A 16225-nucleotide genomic window follows, 5' to 3' on the forward strand; every position below is an offset into this window, starting at 1 on the left:
GCCTTTGAGATGATCACCAGCCAGTGCACGATAAGCATCGTAACCCACGGTACGATGTTCAACCTCTTCAGCACCGTGCCAGCGGACGATATCCAGCATCGCTGGGTCCGCACGTTCCAGACCTTCGGCATCGAGCACCCAAGTACCAAAGAAACAGAAATAATGCTCTAGGCTTGCAATGATGCCCATACGAAAGGCCAGCCATTGTTTGGAATAGCGTTTAAAAGGTCCATAAATTCCAAACGGGGTATCCCCCATAAAACCATCTTTAAACATCCAGTCTAAAAAATGTCTGAAAGGGGTGGGATCTATACCGTGGGTCTGGAAATAGATTTCAGCCCCCTTATGTGCATTGGCATGGGCTGCTTCCTGAGCAATAAATCCACGGATATCGGCTTTCAGATTTTTGTCATGCACATAAGGTAAGGTTTTATTGGCAAGGCGACAAAACCAATGTTCAACAGCAGGTAACAACACATGCATACTGTTCAGTACATGAGTCGCCAATACATCATTGGGAACCCAATGCCGAGGAGTTTGGGAAAAATCAAAATGGACTTTACGGGCAATAATCTGGTGATCCATAAACTTAGCCATCATTCGACTCCTATCTATTTGACTCAGATTGAAATTGCTTCAATTTTTTTGATCAGACTGCGGGACTGGATATAACCATGTGCTGCAAACCATTGCAGTGAATCTCGGACCGCAATCTCGACCGGAGTTTGTGGTAAACCCAATTCCTTTATCGCTTTGGTACAATTAAAAGAAGTGCCTAATTGCCCAATTTTTGCGGCTGCTGGAGTGACTAGAGGTGCTTGGTGAGTAATATGTTCAGTTATCCATAACGCAGCATGTCCTGCCAGTTGGGAGGAAATACCTTCAACCAGATTGGGAATGGTCATTACAGGTCGCCAGATGCCTAATAAATGATGAACAGTTTTTGCCAGGCTTAGACCATCAAGATCTTTATTTCCCAGAATATAGGTTTCACCGGCTATGCCTTTTTGTGCAGCCAGCACATGGCCTTTGGCAACATCTCGGACATCAATCATATTGTTGATCGCAGCTGGAACAGCAAGGGCAGGCATCTGGGCAATCGTCAGCAGCAATTTTCCTGTCGGGGTTGGTGCGATATCCTGGGGACCAATAGGGCCTGTTGGACAAACGATCACCACATCTAGACCGCCTGCTGCAAACTGTTAAGCAATTTGGTGTGCTTCAAATTTGGTCAGCACATAACCGTCACCTGTTGCGCCTAAAGCAAAAGGACTTTGTTCTGTGGCCTGAATACCTTTGGGCTGTCCTGCAAAGCATGCACCTGTGCTGGTATAGACCACCCGTTTAATCCCAGCTTTTTTTGCAGCATTGAGAACAATACGCGTGCCATCAACATTGACCTTGCGCATCAGTTCAGGTTGAGGAAGCCATAAGGCGTAGATGGCAGCAGTGTGGAAAACCAAATCGCAACCTGCAACGGCCTGATCCATTTTTGTAGGATCAGTAATATCCCCTGCAAGCAGTTCAACATCTAAACCTTCAAGATTGGTGAGTTTTTCCTGAGGCAAATGTAAGACCCGAACTTCATAATTTTCATTCAGTAGTGTACGTACGATATGTGAACCAATAAAACCCGCACCACCTGTAACCAGAGCTTTCATATCTCATCAACTTCCTTCAATGTTTATCCGGTATTAAGCTGGATAAAAATGCGACAATTTTGTTGTTGCTACTATGCCGAATCGCATCTATATGTCATAGTTCATGAAATGACAGTTTTGACCATTTCACGACATTCTGTATAAAACATGGATGAGATAGCGACAGTGAATCCGTCTTTACCCGGAACTTATGTCAGCCTGATGGCTGATGTGGTACAAAAATTAAATATTCCTGCCGAGAAATTACTGGAAGGAAGTGGCATTGGCGTTGAACAGCTTTCACAGCCGTTTTGGTATTTAGACTTTGATATTTTCAATCAATTGCTGAATCGAGCGGTTGAACTGACGCATGAACCTGCATTGGGGGTCTATCTTGGCTTACAAATGACGGTGTCATGTCATGGTTCAGTTGGTCTGGCCGCAATGGTTTCACACAATCTGGGGGAAGCACTGAATGTCATGGAACAATTTATTGGCCTACGTTGTCCCGCATTAAAACCACGTCTAGAAATTGAAGATGGTTTTGCCTCACTTTATTTAGACCAGCCGATGACCAACTTTAAGATGGGGATGGTCGGAATGACATTCCTGATGGTTGGCTTTGCTCAAATGTCGAATGCCATCACAGGAAATAAACTAGAAATTAAGGCTGAACTGAATTATTCCGAACCCGTATTTTTAGCACAAGTCCAAGAATTATTACCTTGCGAAATCAGTTTTAACCAGCAGAACAACCGCCTCATTTTTCCTGAAAGTTATTTGGCACTTCCATTGATTATGGCTGATCCACTCGCAGCCAGATTGGCCCGAGAACAATGCAAACATGATTTAAATAAGTTGGCGGCAAAACGTGGAGAGAAACGTCCGTTAACAGCTTTGGTGCGTGAACTGCTTTTTGACGAGGTTGAAGGTTTTTTCAAAATGAAAGAGGTTGCAGATAAGTTACATTTGACTGAACGAACTTTACAACGCCAATTGGCAAAAGAGGGAGCTACTTTTCAGTTTCTCATGGATCAAGTCAGAGAGCGTTATGCAAAAAAGCTGCTGAATCATCATGAATATAGTATTTCTTATATTTCAGAAAAATTAGGTTATTCCGATGTCACACATTTTACCCGTGCATTCAAGCGCTGGGCCAATCAGACTCCAAAACAATATCGTAATTTACGAGAAAATTTAATGGATAAAAAATTTAGAACTTTTTAAATTGGTGTCTTTTTGACAATCGCTAATCAAGGGTTATGAAAAAATTATATATTGAATTGAATGCTTATTTGAGCTGAGTTTCCATATAAGGCAAGGGGACGTTATTCCCCATCCTCACCCGATACATAAACAGGTGACATCTGTCTCGCATCAAGAGGCTGCTTGCAGCAATCACAGGTCAGGCTTGGGCTGGTCAAATGCCCACAGTTTTTATGCAGATAACGTAACTCAGGAAATTGCTTATTTTCATTCTGCCAGATATTGCCCCATGTACTCATGGTGACAATAATCGGGTACAGCGCTAAACCTTTTTCCGTCAGCTTATATTCATAACGCTTTGGTGCTTCATGATACAATACCTTTTCAAAAATCTTGTGTTGCACCAAACGGTTAATTCGCTCGGTCAGCAAATGACGGGTGATCCCGAGTTGCTTTTGAAAATCATCAAAACGACGGGTTTTCATAAAAGCATTACGAATAATCAGCAGAGTCCAACGGTCGCCAAAAATTGACAAAGTCCGTGCAATTGGACAATTCATTTCACCGAGTTCATGCCATTTCATCGCAATACCATCTATATGTCTTTACAGGAAGCAGGCTGTCATTTTAGGACAACTTGAATCATTAAGATATCCGCTTTATTGACAACTTACCATGCCAGCTATATTTTTCAAATTAGTTCTTTTTTGGAACTTATTGTTTTGAGATCTATTCTTGAGGTGAGTTATGTCTGCGTCAGCGTTAAAAGAAAAATCAAAGCAAAAGATATCTGCATCATTTCCAGTCCGCCGAATGAATTATGAATTTCAGAGTATACCCAAATACTGGTGTAATAATGAACCAAGCTTTACCCATTATTTCACAGGTCTTTCCACCTTATTTCCAGAAGGAGAGTCTTACTTTGTTCGTTCAGTCAGAGCTTTACGGGACCAAGTCAAAAGCAACCCACAACTGGATCGTGATATTGGCGCATTTATTGGTCAGGAAGCCATGCATTCCAAAGAACACCATGCTTTTCATATCAGTGCACAACAATACGGGCTAGACCCTGAGTCACTGGAAAAAGTAACAGGTATCATCCTCAAAGCCATTGAACGTACTTTTTCGAAAAAGTGGAATTTATTGGTCACAGTGGGATTGGAGCATTACACCGCAGTACTGGTGGTGGAGATGATGAAGAACGTTAATGAATTAATGACCGATACCACCATTCGCAATTTATGGTTGTGGCATAGCGTAGAAGAAACCGAACACAAAGCGGTTGCCTATGACATGTATGAATATCTTTATGGCAAAGGTTTGGATGCTTATATCCCACGCATAGCGATTTTTAGTTTGAGCTTGCTACTCATCACAAGCTTCTCGAGTGCCTACCAAGTGGTGTTGATGTCCAGAGATAAGCAATTACTGAATTTAAAATCGTGGGCTAAATTTGCAGGTTTCACCATGCAGGCTTATCGAAAACTGGTACCACAATTTTTCTCTTATTATCGTCGTGACTTCCATCCCAATGATACCGATGAATCTGACATCGTGGCAAAAACCAAAATCAAAATTGGTCTGTCTGCTGAGCAGTCGACTTTTATGCATTAATAAATTGTAGAGAAAATCATCTGCATGAATGCATCGCTAAAGTCACAAATATCTGTAAGATAAGTTGAGTGAGTATTAAGCTGCTCGCTTATCACCGAGAGAATTCAATAAAAAATGGATAAATAACAATGAGTACAGTGGTCTTACATCAATGGGAAATTTCACCGTTCTGCAAGAAAGTTGCGCGGATGTTGCAGTTTAAAGGCATTGCATTTGAAACCGTGAATTATAACGGCGTATTGGGGGCCAAAGTCCCAGGACTCAGCAAAGTCGGTAAAGTCCCTGTGCTGGATATCAACGGACAACGGATTCAGGACAGTACCCGCATTGCCCGTTATCTGGATGAAGCATATCCAGATTTGCCACGGTTATATCCTGTGGAGCCACTACAAAAAGCTTATGTTGAATTGTGGGAAGACTGGTCGGACGAATTGTTATATTTCTATGAAGTGTATTTTCGGGTCAGTGATGCCGATGCCCTGAATCATGCGGTCGCGATTAGTGCGGAAGGTCGTCCCAAGCATGAGGTTGTACTGATGAAACCGTTGCTCAAAGCTGCGTTGAATCTGCAAGTGAAGATGCAAGGCACAGGACGAATGGCGAAGGCCGATATCGAGGCAGAATTTACTCGGCATTTAGAGCGCATCGAGTTGGTATTGGGCCAAACTGGCTGGCTCGTCGGTGAGAGCAAAACCATTGCCGATATTGCAGTCGGTTCTCAGCTGTTAGAAGTGATACGCACCAGTAAAAGCTGGGGACCAAAAATTAACAGTTATCCGCATATTCAGCATTGGATACAACAATTATGAATCGCTCGAAGCAAGAGATAACGCAGCCAACCTCGATTGTTGCGGTGGTTGGCGTAGGGGCCGAGCAAGGCATTGGTGCAGCAGTCTGTCGCCGTTTTGCTCAAGAAAAATTCAAAGTCTATGTGGTGGGGCGAACGCTTAATAAAGTTGAAAAGGTCGCCGCAACAATCAATCGGCAAGGTGGGCAGGCTATTGCTTATGCACTGGATGCTGAAAATGAGCAGCAGGTGCGGACCTTATTTGATCATTTGAACAGTCAGCCAGAAGCATTGGCCGCGGTGATACATAATGTGGGTGGTAATATTCCTTCGATCTTTTTGCAAAGCAGTCTGAAGTTTTTTAGCCAAATGTGGCGTTCCACCTTTTTATCCGCAGTGTTGGTGGCGCAGCGTAGTCTTCCCATTTTTCAAAAACAGCAGCAGGGCACCTTGATTTTTACTGGTGCCAGTGCCTCATTGCGTGGGAAACCGTTTTTTGCAGCATTTACCATGGGTAAGTCTGCGCTGAGAAGCTATGCCTTAAATTTGGCAGCGTTGTATCGCCCGCAAAATATCCATGTGGCACATGTGGTGGTCGATGGTATGGTCGATGGAGATCGTGTCAATAAAGCCTTATGGGGCTTGGGGCGGCTGGCGCGATTAACCCGCGGTACAGGTGGTTTAAATATTGAGGCAATTGCTGAAAATTATTGGATGCTCTATCAGCAAAATGTTGATTTATGGACGCATGAGTTGGATCTACGTCCTTATCAGGAGAAATTCTAAGATGAGCAAGTTGCTACCACACTGGTTGAAAGCCCAACAAAAAATGCAGGGCTGTGCGGTGATCGTGGGTAATGATGTACAAGCGTTGAGCCCGCTTTTTAGCCCTGAAATACCTGTTTATCAACTTCAACATGATGTGACCCAAACACAGCCACAGCTTGAGGTTCAAGCACAGAGGCTGATCCGTGTTCGACTAAATCTGCTTGATGCTGCTGCGCTAAAAAGTGTTATACAGCAGATTCAGAAAGCAGGGCATTTTATCGATTTATGCATTTTTCAGCCTGACTTTGTACTGCCTGAACATAGTCATCCTTTGTCTGCTGAACAGCTTGAGAACTATTGGCAAAATACAGGCTTAACCGCGGTGAGTATTGCCCAAGCTGTGATTCGACAGATGTTGTCCAAACAACAAGGCAGCTTGATTTTTTTAGGGACTCAGCAGCCCGTTCAATCGGAGCAGGATTTATTCAGCCAAAGCCTCTCTGCCAGTATTCGAGCTTTGGCACAATCCTTGGCACGAGAGTTCCATCCTAAGGGAATTCACGTGGTCTATTGTGCGCTGGCACATTGGCAAAGTACTAACTATGCATTGATGCAATCGCTACAACAGACCTGTTGGCATCTGTATCAACAACCCAAATCGACATGGAGTCAGGAGTTACGCTTAGGATTATAAAATCACGTTTATTCAAGCTTTGGGCTGAAATGCAGTATAGAGCAGGTTGATGATGTTTGAAATTTCAGTTTCATTGATGGCGGCATAGCCAAAACGGATATGAAAATGCTGATTTGATGCTTGGCTTTCAGCTGCAAAATGTGCTTCAGCATCAATATGCAACTGATTCAGAAGCTCATTATATTCAGCGCGATAGGGGAATTTGAATTTGACCCATAGCGCCATGCCTCCCAAGGGAGGGTTAATGTCTACTTGATCGTTAAATACCGCTTGGAAGCGATTCACTGCAAAATCACGCCGTTGTTGATAAATCTTGCGCATCTTGCGGATATGCCGTTTGATTTCTCCCTGTTGCATCAGTTCTGCCATCGCCAGTTCGGTGATGATATTGCCTTGTTTATCAATCAACAGAATCTCCTGATTCATGGCGTGGATGATGTCTCGATTGGCGACCACATAGCCAATCCTTAAACTCGGCGCAAACACTTTGGACAGCGAACCAATATGAATGACTTTTTCTGAATGTGGCAAACTGATCAGCGGTGGAATCGGACGGCTGTCATAATGAAATTCGTGATCGTAGTCATCTTCAATAATATAAAAATCAAAGCTTTTCGATAGTTCTAATAATTTTAGGCGCCGATCCATCGCCATGGTCACAGTGGTAGGATATTGATGATGCGGGGTGGTATAGATTGCAGCCACAGCATGTTTTTCTAGTAGTTGTTCAAGATGTTCAATATCAAGACCGTACTGATCCAGTCGACCCCGAACGATGTGATAATGATGCGATAAAAAAGTTTCAATCGCCGGTGGATAAGACCATTGTTCCACCACAATCACCTTGCGTGGTGAGGGGTATTTGGCCAAGACACGAGCCGCTAAAAAAATCCCCATTTGGCTGCCGCGAACCACACCAATATTGTCGATTGTGGTTTTAATAAAGCGTTCCATCGACAGCATTTGCTGCAATGCCTGACGTAACTCAATACTGCCTTGTGGGTCGCCATAGCCCATGATTTGAGAACGGGTCACTCGAATTAAGGCATGTCGATAGGCTCGTGAAAATAATTCATAAGGGATCAAACGCGTATCTGGAATGCCATCATTTTTAACTGCTGTTGGGCGAGTTGTACTCGGTGACGGATTGAGTGCTAGTGCAGCATTGCTCTTTTTATGTTTTAACTCAGGCAAATTCTCTGCCACAAAGGTGCCTTGTCTTGGCTTGGAGATCAACCAGCCTTGTGCTTCTAAATCTTCATAAACCGACTGTACGGTTTTACGATTAATCTTTAATTCATCCGCCAGCGAGCGTGAGCCAGACAGACGTGAACCTGAGCTGAGCCGTCCAGACAGAATCTCTTCAATAATCTGATTGGCCAACTTGAGAAAGATGGTTTTTTCTTCTCGATCTTCAAGATGAAGACGAATCTTCCATGGCTGCTGCATGCTGATCTGGACCATATAAGTTTTAAAAACTGGATATTTTAACTCATCCACTGACTTCGTATTCTGCATCTGTCCCATCCACAAATCAACCGTAGCGAGGTGGTGTTATGCAAACCGCATTACTCAGCAAACAGCAATTGATGCAAACTGCACAGCAGAATATGAATATGATCCAAGAGATCAATTATAGTGACCGACAGAAGTTGGCTTTAACTTGTCGTATTTTATTTGATCATGGCCATGATGCAGGCTTGGCGGGGCAAATTACCTGTCGTGCCGAACAAGAAAATACCTTTATTACACAACGTTTTGGTCTGGGCTTTGACGAAATTACCGCAGCCAATTTATTGGTGGTCGATCAAGACCTCAAACCTTTAGATCAGCAAGGCATGGCCAACCCAGCCAACCGTTTTCATACTTGGATTTATCAGCAGCATCCAGAAGTGAATTGCATTATCCATACTCATCCTACTCATATTGCAGCCTTATCGATGCTACGTGTGCCACTGACCATTTCGCAAATGGATACCTGTGCTCTATATGAAGATTGCTCTTTTGTCGGTGAATGGCCGGGGGTGCCTGTCGGCAATGAAGAAGGCATTTTTATTTCAGAGGCTTTGGGAAAAAATCGAGCAGTATTGTTGTCTCATCATGGTCAACTGGTGGCCGGCAAGAGCATTGAAGAAGCCTGTAATTTAGCCCTGCTGATTGAACGTGCTGCACGTTTGCAACTATTAGCGATGTCAGCAGGTCAAATCCAGCCGATTCCACATGAACTGGCAAAAGAAGCCCATGACTGGTTGTCTACCGATAAGCGCAACAAAGTCAATTTTGCCTACTACGCACGTAAGGCGTTGAAAAACCATCAAGATTGTATCGAGGAGTAAAGCACATGAAAATTGAAGGCATTATTGCTTATCCCGTCACGCCATTTAAAGCGGGCGGGCAACAACTTGATCTTGAGGCCTTAACGATCAGTTTAAATGCATTGCTTGAATCACACTGTGATGCAATTGCACCTTTAGGTAGTGCAGGAGAAAGTGCTTATTTGTCTTGGCAAGAATGGCAGCAGGTGGCACAAACCACCATTGAGGTGGTGAATCAGCGTGTTCCGGTGATTGTTGGAATTTCTGAACTGACCACTGCGATGGCGATTCAAAAAGCCAAGAAAGCGGAAGAATTGGGCGCAGATGTGATTATGGTGATCCCAGTGTCTACTGGAAACTCACCGATCAGGAAATTTATGATTATTATCAACAGATTGCTGAGTCAGTGAAGTTGCCGATTATGGTCTATAACAATCCAGCCACCAGTGGGATTGATATGTCACCTGAGTTGATCGTAAAAATGTTTAATGAGATCGACAATATTTGCATGGTCAAAGACAGCACTGGTGATATTCAGCGCATGCATAAATTTCATGCCTTGAGCCAAGGAAAGTTGCCATTTTATAATGGTTCTAATCCATTGGCGCTAGAAGCCTTTTGTGCTGGGGCAGCCGGTTGGTGTACTGCTGCTCCGAATTTACTCGGTGATTTGCCAAAGCAATTGTATCAAGCGATTCAACAAGCTGATCTGTCCAAAGCGCAAGCGATATTTTATCAGCAATTACCTGTGCTGAGTTTCATTGTCAAAGGGGGCTTACCGAAAACAGTGAAATCGGGACTCAATCTATTGGGCTTCTCGGTTGGTTCGCCAAGACCGCCTTTGCAAAGTGCAACAGGGGCTGAAATTGAGCAATTAAAAGGCTTGATACATGCTGCGCTAAACTAGTCATTCAGTCAGGTTGAGCTTTATCGACCTGACTTCACTTGTTGCTGCTCTCAATTCTGTTTTGAGGAAAATGGCTGCTAATCGCAATACCGATTAAACCACCAATCACCAAAATATGTTCAAGTGCAAAATACAGCGTGATCTTTGCCTGTATTGTCTGAAATCCTGCATCGTTATCAAGCATTTTGCTAAGCCATAAGCGATAAATTAACAGTGCCATACAATACCGACTCATGCGCATAACCATTGGCTTTCGAAACTTGATTTAATGAAGTATGGCATAGGCGTATTTGCTGAGTAGATTCAGATGGACTGCTGAACAACATTAAGAATGAATTGTTTAATTGCATTTGGTAATGCAGTGCCAAACCGCATAAAACCCAAATAATAATGGGGCTAATAGAGTGTATTGAAAAATTAAAGCGCGCAATAAGACATGCCCAAAACCAGCTTGAACAAAGTTTATTTTTTTGTTTTTATTTGAAATATGAAGATCATGCCTTATTTTTACAGCATGATATTCGGGATAAAATTGACAACTCAGTTTGCCCTGAACTATAAAATCTAAAGTAATCTTGACATATTCAATCATGACACTCGAACGAAAAATTGATATCAATCGAATGCTGACCGTCGGAGAAGTGGCAAAACGAAGTGGTGTCGCCGTTTCCACCTTACATTTTTATGAGTCCAAAGGACTGATTAAAAGTATTCGCACCAATGGCAATCAACGTCGTTTTCCTTTGACTGTGCTGCGCTATATCGGAATTATTAAAGTCGCGCAAAAAGTTGGCATTTCATTGGAGGAGATTAAAAAAGCGTTGAGTGTCTACCCGATAGGCAGCAAGTTAACGGCTGAGCAGTGGGCCGAATTATCGACCTGTTGGCGTAAGGACTTGGATGAGCGAATCCAAAAGCTGACTCGTTTAAGAGATGAAATGGACTGGTGTATTGGCTGTGGTTGTTTGTCTCTGGAGCAATGCCGTTTACGTAATCCCGAAGATATTCTGGCAGAAGAGGGTTCGGGTCCTCGCATTTTAGAGCGGGAACGAGATTGATTATTGGTCTAAATTGGATAGCACTTAAATACATCACTGGATTTAATAGGATTAGATGAAATAAATCCGATAAGAAATGTGACGTAAATTGTCATAAAAAGACGGTTCTGTATGGACAGTAACACGATATTTTGAGTAAAATGCGCTAAATTTAAGTAGATAATATATAAAAAGATGGCGAATAATATCTTTCAAGCTCTAGAAAGTTTGGGCCTGACAGCACAAAAACGTGCGATTCACGCCCAGTTTTCCAACACATCTTTAAATAACCAAGTTTTCTTACAACGTATTGATGGTCTGCATCAGCTCAATCATGGCCTAGACCTACAATTACTCTGTCTTTCGACCAATGCGGTCATTCCTTTAAAAAGCTTTATTGGCAGTCAGGTGGCCATTGATATCGTGACCGATAAGGCAGAACTGACACGTATCTCTGGGATTATTACCCAAGCCGATATTGGCGCCAGTGATGGTTCGCTGACCATTTATCGTTTAGGCGTACAAGATCCAACTGCATTATGGAAGCACCGTCGTAACAGCCGTGTTTTTATGGCGAAATCTGTTGTGGACGTTGTGCAGACCATTTTTTCTGAATGGCAGCAACGGAGTCCCTTATTTGCTTCCAGTCTGACTCTCGATAAAAGTGGACTTACTCGGGACTACGATGTCAGGCCGTTCATCATGCAACATAATGAACGGGATTTTGACTTTATTCAAAGGCTTTTGGCTTCGGAAGGCATTAGCACTTTAATTGATGAAGCACAGCTGAAAGTATCCAGTTCAAGTGAACAGATTCAGCCGCAGAAACTCAGACTCATTGATGACAATAATCAATATCAGGCCCTAGAGCGCCGTAATATTCGCTTTCATCGCAGTAGTGCGACTGAAACACAAGATAGCATCACGGCATTTGTGGCACAGCGTTCCCTGCAACCAAGCGCAGTACATGTACAGCGTTGGCAAGCGGATGCTTTAGAACAAGAAGAAGGGGCTGGCAGTGTTCAGAGTAAACATTATCAGAGCGATCAACATGATAACCAACAGCTTGCTTTAGAACAGGCGTGGCATTTTTCACCTGCCTGGATTCAGGATTTAAAAGGCGAAGATGGCGCGACCAAAGCGGGTAATGCTCAAATTGAAAAACTGAATCAGAACCTGAGCCAATATTATGACTCACAGGCCAAGCAGTTTGTTGCGACATCGACCGTTCGCGATACCCCAGTGGGTTATTGGTTTGAACTGAATGAACATCCTGAAATTGATCAGCATGATGGTGCAGACAAAGAGTTTCTGATCAGTTCAAAAACGTTCTATAACCAAAACAACCTGCCTAAAGATTTAACGGATCAAGTCGCAGCGTTACTTCAACAAAGCAATTGGCAAAGCAGCCGTTTTCAGCATGTGGCTTCGGATGAACGCCAAGCTAATCAATTGATATTGCAACGACGCAATATTGGTCTGGTGCCTGAATATAACCCGTTACAACATCGACCTGCGACACATCCACAACGTGCCAAAGTGGTGGGGCCAAGCGGTGACGAAATTTATGTGGATGAATGGGGGCGGATTAAAGTTCGCTTCCTGTTTACCCGAGCAGATGACCACAGTCATGATGGTGGTGCAGGTGCTAATGACAATGATACTGACTCCGCTTGGGTCGATGTATTAACGCCGTGGGCAGGTGAGGGCTACGGCGCACGATTCTTGCCTAGGATTGGTGAAATCGTGGTGATTGATTTCTTTGATGGCGATATTGACCGTCCTTATGTGGTTGGGCGGATTCATGAAGCACAGCGTAGTCCGACTAAGTTTGACCATGCAGGTAAGTTGCCTGATACCAAGAAACTGGCAGGGATCAAATCCAAAGAATATCAAGGGGAAGGCTTTAACCAGTTACGCTTTGATGACACTACGGGGCAGATCAGCGCTCAACTACAAAGCAGTCATGCTGCTAGCCAACTCAATCTCGGTAAACTCAGCCATCCAAAAGATAAAGCTGAAAGTGAAGACCGTGGAGAAGGTTTTGAACTTAGGACTGATCAATGGGGGGCCGTGCGTGCAGGGCAAGGTTTATTGCTCAGTACTCAAAAGCAGGATCAGGCGCAAGGTGAACATCTCGATGCAGAACCTGCCAAGCAACAGCTAGAAGGCAATCAGAACAATGCCAAGGCTTTAAGTGAAGTCGCCAAGAATCAACAGACCGATGAAATTGAATCAGTTGAGCAATTAAAACAATTTGCGGAACAGATTGAGGCAAAGATTGCCAAATTTAATAAAGCGTTGTTGTTACTTCATTCGCCTGCAGGCATTGGTTTAAGTAGCAATGAAGACATTCATATTTCCGCAGATGGGCAAATCAATCAGATTGCAGGCGATAGTATTAATTTAAGTACTCAGAAGAATCTGATTGGCCATGCTCAAAACAGAATCAGTCTTTTTGCTGCTCAGAATGGCATCAAGCAAGTGGCTGCCAAAGGCAAGTTTGAATTGCATGCCCAATCAGATGGGATAGACTTGCTTGCCAAGCAAGGGATTCAAATTATTTCGACTGAAGACCGGATTGAAATTATCAGTGCGAAAGAGATTGTGATAACTGGTAAAGACTCTCAATTGAAGCTGAATGGTTCAGGAATTTTTCCGACCACAGGTGGCAAGTTTGAGGTGAAGGCGGGGCAGCATTTGTTTATGGGTGGGGCGAAGGTTTCTAGTAATTTACCTCAATTACCTAAACTAGAATTTGCTCAATCTCCTTACTCAGCACAATATCAACTCTTTAAAGCAGATGGTCGAAATTTTAAAGGATATAAATACTTTATTTCTGACAATCATAATAATTTAATGAAAGAAGGTATTACAGATGAGTACGGATTTACAGAACAGGTTGTTACTGAAACGAAAGAAAGAATTATTGGATATAAATCAGTGATGAGAGAAAGTGAACGATTGATTGAAAATTGGGAAGCGAAATTAGAAGAAAAATCAAAAAGACTAGAATCTGAGTTGGATGGAGCGTAACGATGCTTCCAGCTATTATCGTCGTTGTTGAATTGGCAGGTTATGCAATAACAGCATATGAAATATACCGTACAGCTTCTAATGCTTATGGTGAGGTGAAAAACTATCAGGACAACATTAAAAAGGCTAAAGAAGAAATTAAAAAAATCATGAAAAATCTTGGTCAAGAGATTTCAGATAAAATCGATAAGGAAAAAGAAAAGGTTTTACTAACGACATTAACTACTGGAGATAAGCAAAGCAACGATACTAAAGCTGCATATGGGAGACCCCAGACAAAAAGTAATGTCATTACTGCTGCAATTAAACAAAAGATCCCATTTAGATCAATCATTAGTCAGGTTTGTGAAAAAGCTGAACAGTTGCCTATGATTCAATTAAGAAAGCAAAAAGGTAAAAAATTAAAAGACGTTGTACCTAAAAGCAAAGTTGATATTGTTGCAAAACTTTTGAAGATGACAGCCGAAGAGCTTGCAGGAGCAAATGTAGATGAATATATCATCGTGAGGTTAAAGCAGCTTGCTGTGAACTTTATGTTTGAATTCATGGATGAACTTGTCAAATGGAAGAGTCCATTAAAATCAGAAGTTTGTTTTGGTTATGATGTAAAAACGAAGAAGTATCTTGCCCCCTTATTAGAAGGTACAACACGAATCAAAAGAGCTGGTTCTGATATCAATCCATTTTGGCCAATGCCATATAAAGGGAAAGGGGTAATCGGCGCTGATATTATCATTCCAGAATATCGTGGTGAGCCTTTAACTCTGACTAATATTTTTGCATTAGTTGAAATTAAATTTCAAAATGATGTAATAAAGGATAGTCAATTTCAAGCGTATAATGCGTTGAAATTACAATGTGCGAAAGCCAAATTTTCTAGCAAAGTTACAACTAATGAGGGTTTTAAGTTGTCATTATTTCGTTTTCCAGAAGATGCCGTAATACCTGAAGAAAAGAATCAAGCACAAAGTAAAGCTAAAGGAGGCGTGAGGAAAAAATGAGTACAGCAGAGATATTTTTATCTGAAGATGAAATTAAAAATTTTTTAGATGAGTTTAGTCTAGATAGTGACTATATGTATGGCTATGAACAAGAAGAGTTTGGTATTTGCCCATTTATAACCTTTTATATTCTAAATAATGATGAAGAAATACTTTCAATTGCGGATAAAATTTTATCTATTTGTTGTGATTTTGAGACACAGATAATTGATAAGCCACTAAGCCTAATTTATACAAATAAAAATAGCATTTGGAAAAAATTAAGCAAAAATAAATTAAGCAAAGAAGATATTATTCTTGACATAACTAATAGTGTAAAATCAGATTTATTTTATTTCATAGGTGCTTCAAGTGCTGACTCGAATCAGCAAAGTGCACAATGGGCATATTCTGGTATGCTGTCTCAAACTAATGCTTATTCTTATTTGAAGCTTACATTTAGTGAAAAGTGGTATAAAAATAATAAAAGTAAGTGGAATAAATTTGTTGAGAAATCTTTGAAAGAGTTAAATCCGATTCAATCATACAGTGGATATGAAATTGGTAATAGCACACAGCTATCTTCAATTTCTCCTGAGTTTGAGACAGCAGAAAGAGTATTTGCAGATTATTTTTACGGATTAGATATTGATCACCCCGCAGCAATGGCATTCCATTCTCATTATGATGAAGATGGTTTTGAATATCTACCTGTCTTAGGGGCTGGTTTGCGAACTCCAACGTGGAGTTTTTTATTATCACCATACTGGATAGAAAAGTTAGGATTAAATGAAGAAGAAATTCGATTAAAACTTAAAGATTTACGAATAAAAATCATCAAATTACCAGATGCAGCCAACCCTGAAAAATTCAGTCTTTGGATTCAACTTGGAGAGCTATCACTTTATCCTATTGAAGATGGTATCCCGGATTTATTGGTGAGGGCAAATGACCTGATTAAACCTATACGTTGTGATAACTTGAAGTTAACTACGTTAGATGCATGGGATGATGATCCTAATCCAAGATTTGATATAGAAAGCTCTCCGAAATGGATTGCCCGTTTCGATAAAGAGAGTAGTTGGCCTGAAGGGAAACGAGTCAATAAGGTTAGCAACTTATCATTGGAAGAAGAAAAATTTAAAATTAAAGGTGGAGAGTTGTGTCCACAAACTGGTTATTGGCAAACACCAGCACAACCAGATTCACGACAATACTTTAAACAAGGTGAGATTGTTCCT

Annotated in this window: 14 protein-coding genes and 2 pseudogenes; 11 read left to right on the top strand and 5 right to left on the bottom strand. The window is 41.8% G+C overall.

Annotation, left to right across the window (positions count from 1 at the left end; all coding sequences use genetic code 11):
* Together Aba26S_RS18760 and Aba26S_RS18765 are read right to left on the bottom strand one after the other, a co-directional pair.
* Positions 1–597, bottom strand: a 597-nt coding sequence (locus Aba26S_RS18760) for a metal-dependent hydrolase (RefSeq protein WP_043974210.1), incomplete at its 3' end; no start/stop codon positions are given.
* 23 nt (positions 598–620) lie between these two features.
* Positions 621–1661: pseudogene (locus tag Aba26S_RS18765) on the bottom strand (NAD-dependent epimerase/dehydratase family protein).
* A 165-nt stretch (positions 1662–1826) separates the two neighbouring features.
* Here Aba26S_RS18765 and Aba26S_RS18770 point away from each other — a divergent pair.
* Positions 1827–2867 carry an AraC family transcriptional regulator gene (locus Aba26S_RS18770; RefSeq protein WP_043974242.1) on the top strand — a complete coding sequence of 347 codons (1041 nt, stop codon included), beginning with the start codon at positions 1827–1829 and terminating at the stop codon, positions 2865–2867.
* 101 nt (positions 2868–2968) lie between these two features.
* Here Aba26S_RS18770 and Aba26S_RS18775 read toward each other — a convergent pair whose 3' ends face one another.
* On the bottom strand, positions 2969–3430 hold the full coding sequence (locus tag Aba26S_RS18775; protein WP_005239038.1) for a helix-turn-helix domain-containing protein: 462 nt from the start codon (positions 3428–3430) through the stop codon (positions 2969–2971).
* A gap of 163 nt (positions 3431–3593) precedes the next feature.
* Here Aba26S_RS18775 and Aba26S_RS18780 point away from each other — a divergent pair, with 163 nt between their 5' ends.
* The 4 genes from Aba26S_RS18780 (at position 3594) to Aba26S_RS18795 (ending at position 6709) form a co-directional block, all read left to right on the top strand.
* On the top strand, positions 3594–4460 hold the full coding sequence (locus Aba26S_RS18780) for a metal-dependent hydrolase (protein ID WP_043974212.1): 867 nt from the start codon (positions 3594–3596) through the stop codon (positions 4458–4460).
* Positions 4461–4588: 128 nt separating this feature from the next.
* Entirely contained in the window at positions 4589–5269 is a 681-nt protein-coding gene (locus tag Aba26S_RS18785; RefSeq protein WP_043974215.1) for a glutathione S-transferase family protein, read from the top strand.
* Entirely contained in the window at positions 5266–6033 is a 768-nt protein-coding gene (locus tag Aba26S_RS18790; RefSeq protein ID WP_043974218.1) for an SDR family NAD(P)-dependent oxidoreductase, read from the top strand. The genes Aba26S_RS18785 and Aba26S_RS18790 overlap by 4 nt, the downstream gene beginning before the upstream one ends.
* Position 6034: 1 nt before the next feature.
* Complete coding sequence (locus Aba26S_RS18795) at positions 6035–6709, top strand: SDR family NAD(P)-dependent oxidoreductase (protein ID WP_043974223.1); 675 nt, start codon at positions 6035–6037, stop codon at positions 6707–6709.
* Positions 6710–6721: 12 nt separating this feature from the next.
* On the opposite strand, the gene Aba26S_RS18800 is transcribed toward Aba26S_RS18795, so the two are convergent.
* Positions 6722–8227, bottom strand: coding sequence for a PLP-dependent aminotransferase family protein (locus tag Aba26S_RS18800; protein ID WP_043974226.1), 1506 nt, complete (start codon positions 8225–8227; stop codon positions 6722–6724).
* A 38-nt stretch (positions 8228–8265) separates the two neighbouring features.
* Here Aba26S_RS18800 and Aba26S_RS18805 point away from each other — a divergent pair, with 38 nt between their 5' ends.
* Positions 8266–9045 carry an aldolase gene (locus Aba26S_RS18805; protein WP_043974229.1) on the top strand — a complete coding sequence of 260 codons (780 nt, stop codon included), beginning with the start codon at positions 8266–8268 and terminating at the stop codon, positions 9043–9045.
* Between the two features lie 5 nt (positions 9046–9050).
* Positions 9051–9931: pseudogene (locus Aba26S_RS18810) on the top strand (dihydrodipicolinate synthase family protein).
* 34 nt (positions 9932–9965) lie between these two features.
* Here Aba26S_RS18810 and Aba26S_RS18815 read toward each other — a convergent pair.
* The gene (locus Aba26S_RS18815; protein WP_043974231.1) at positions 9966–10151 is read right to left on the bottom strand and encodes a hypothetical protein; all 186 of its coding nucleotides are present in this window, start codon (positions 10149–10151) and stop codon (positions 9966–9968) included.
* A 370-nt stretch (positions 10152–10521) separates the two neighbouring features.
* Between Aba26S_RS18815 and soxR the strand changes: the two genes are divergently transcribed.
* From soxR to Aba26S_RS18835, 4 genes are all read left to right on the top strand, one after another.
* Complete coding sequence (gene soxR / locus Aba26S_RS18820) at positions 10522–10989, top strand: redox-sensitive transcriptional activator SoxR (protein ID WP_005239029.1); 468 nt, start codon at positions 10522–10524, stop codon at positions 10987–10989.
* Between the two features lie 174 nt (positions 10990–11163).
* The gene (locus Aba26S_RS18825) at positions 11164–14004 is read left to right on the top strand and encodes a type VI secretion system Vgr family protein (RefSeq protein ID WP_081408470.1); all 2841 of its coding nucleotides are present in this window, start codon (positions 11164–11166) and stop codon (positions 14002–14004) included.
* Between the two features lie 2 nt (positions 14005–14006).
* Entirely contained in the window at positions 14007–15005 is a 999-nt protein-coding gene (locus Aba26S_RS18830) for a hypothetical protein (protein WP_043974235.1), read from the top strand.
* Positions 15002–16225: type VI immunity family protein (locus Aba26S_RS18835; RefSeq protein WP_043974238.1), on the top strand; the 1224-nt coding region annotated here is incomplete at its 3' end. The genes Aba26S_RS18830 and Aba26S_RS18835, both read left to right, overlap by 4 nt.

It is taken from the genome of Acinetobacter sp. NBRC 110496 (assembly GCF_000876115.1).
Taxonomy (GTDB): Bacteria; Pseudomonadota; Gammaproteobacteria; order Pseudomonadales; family Moraxellaceae; genus Acinetobacter.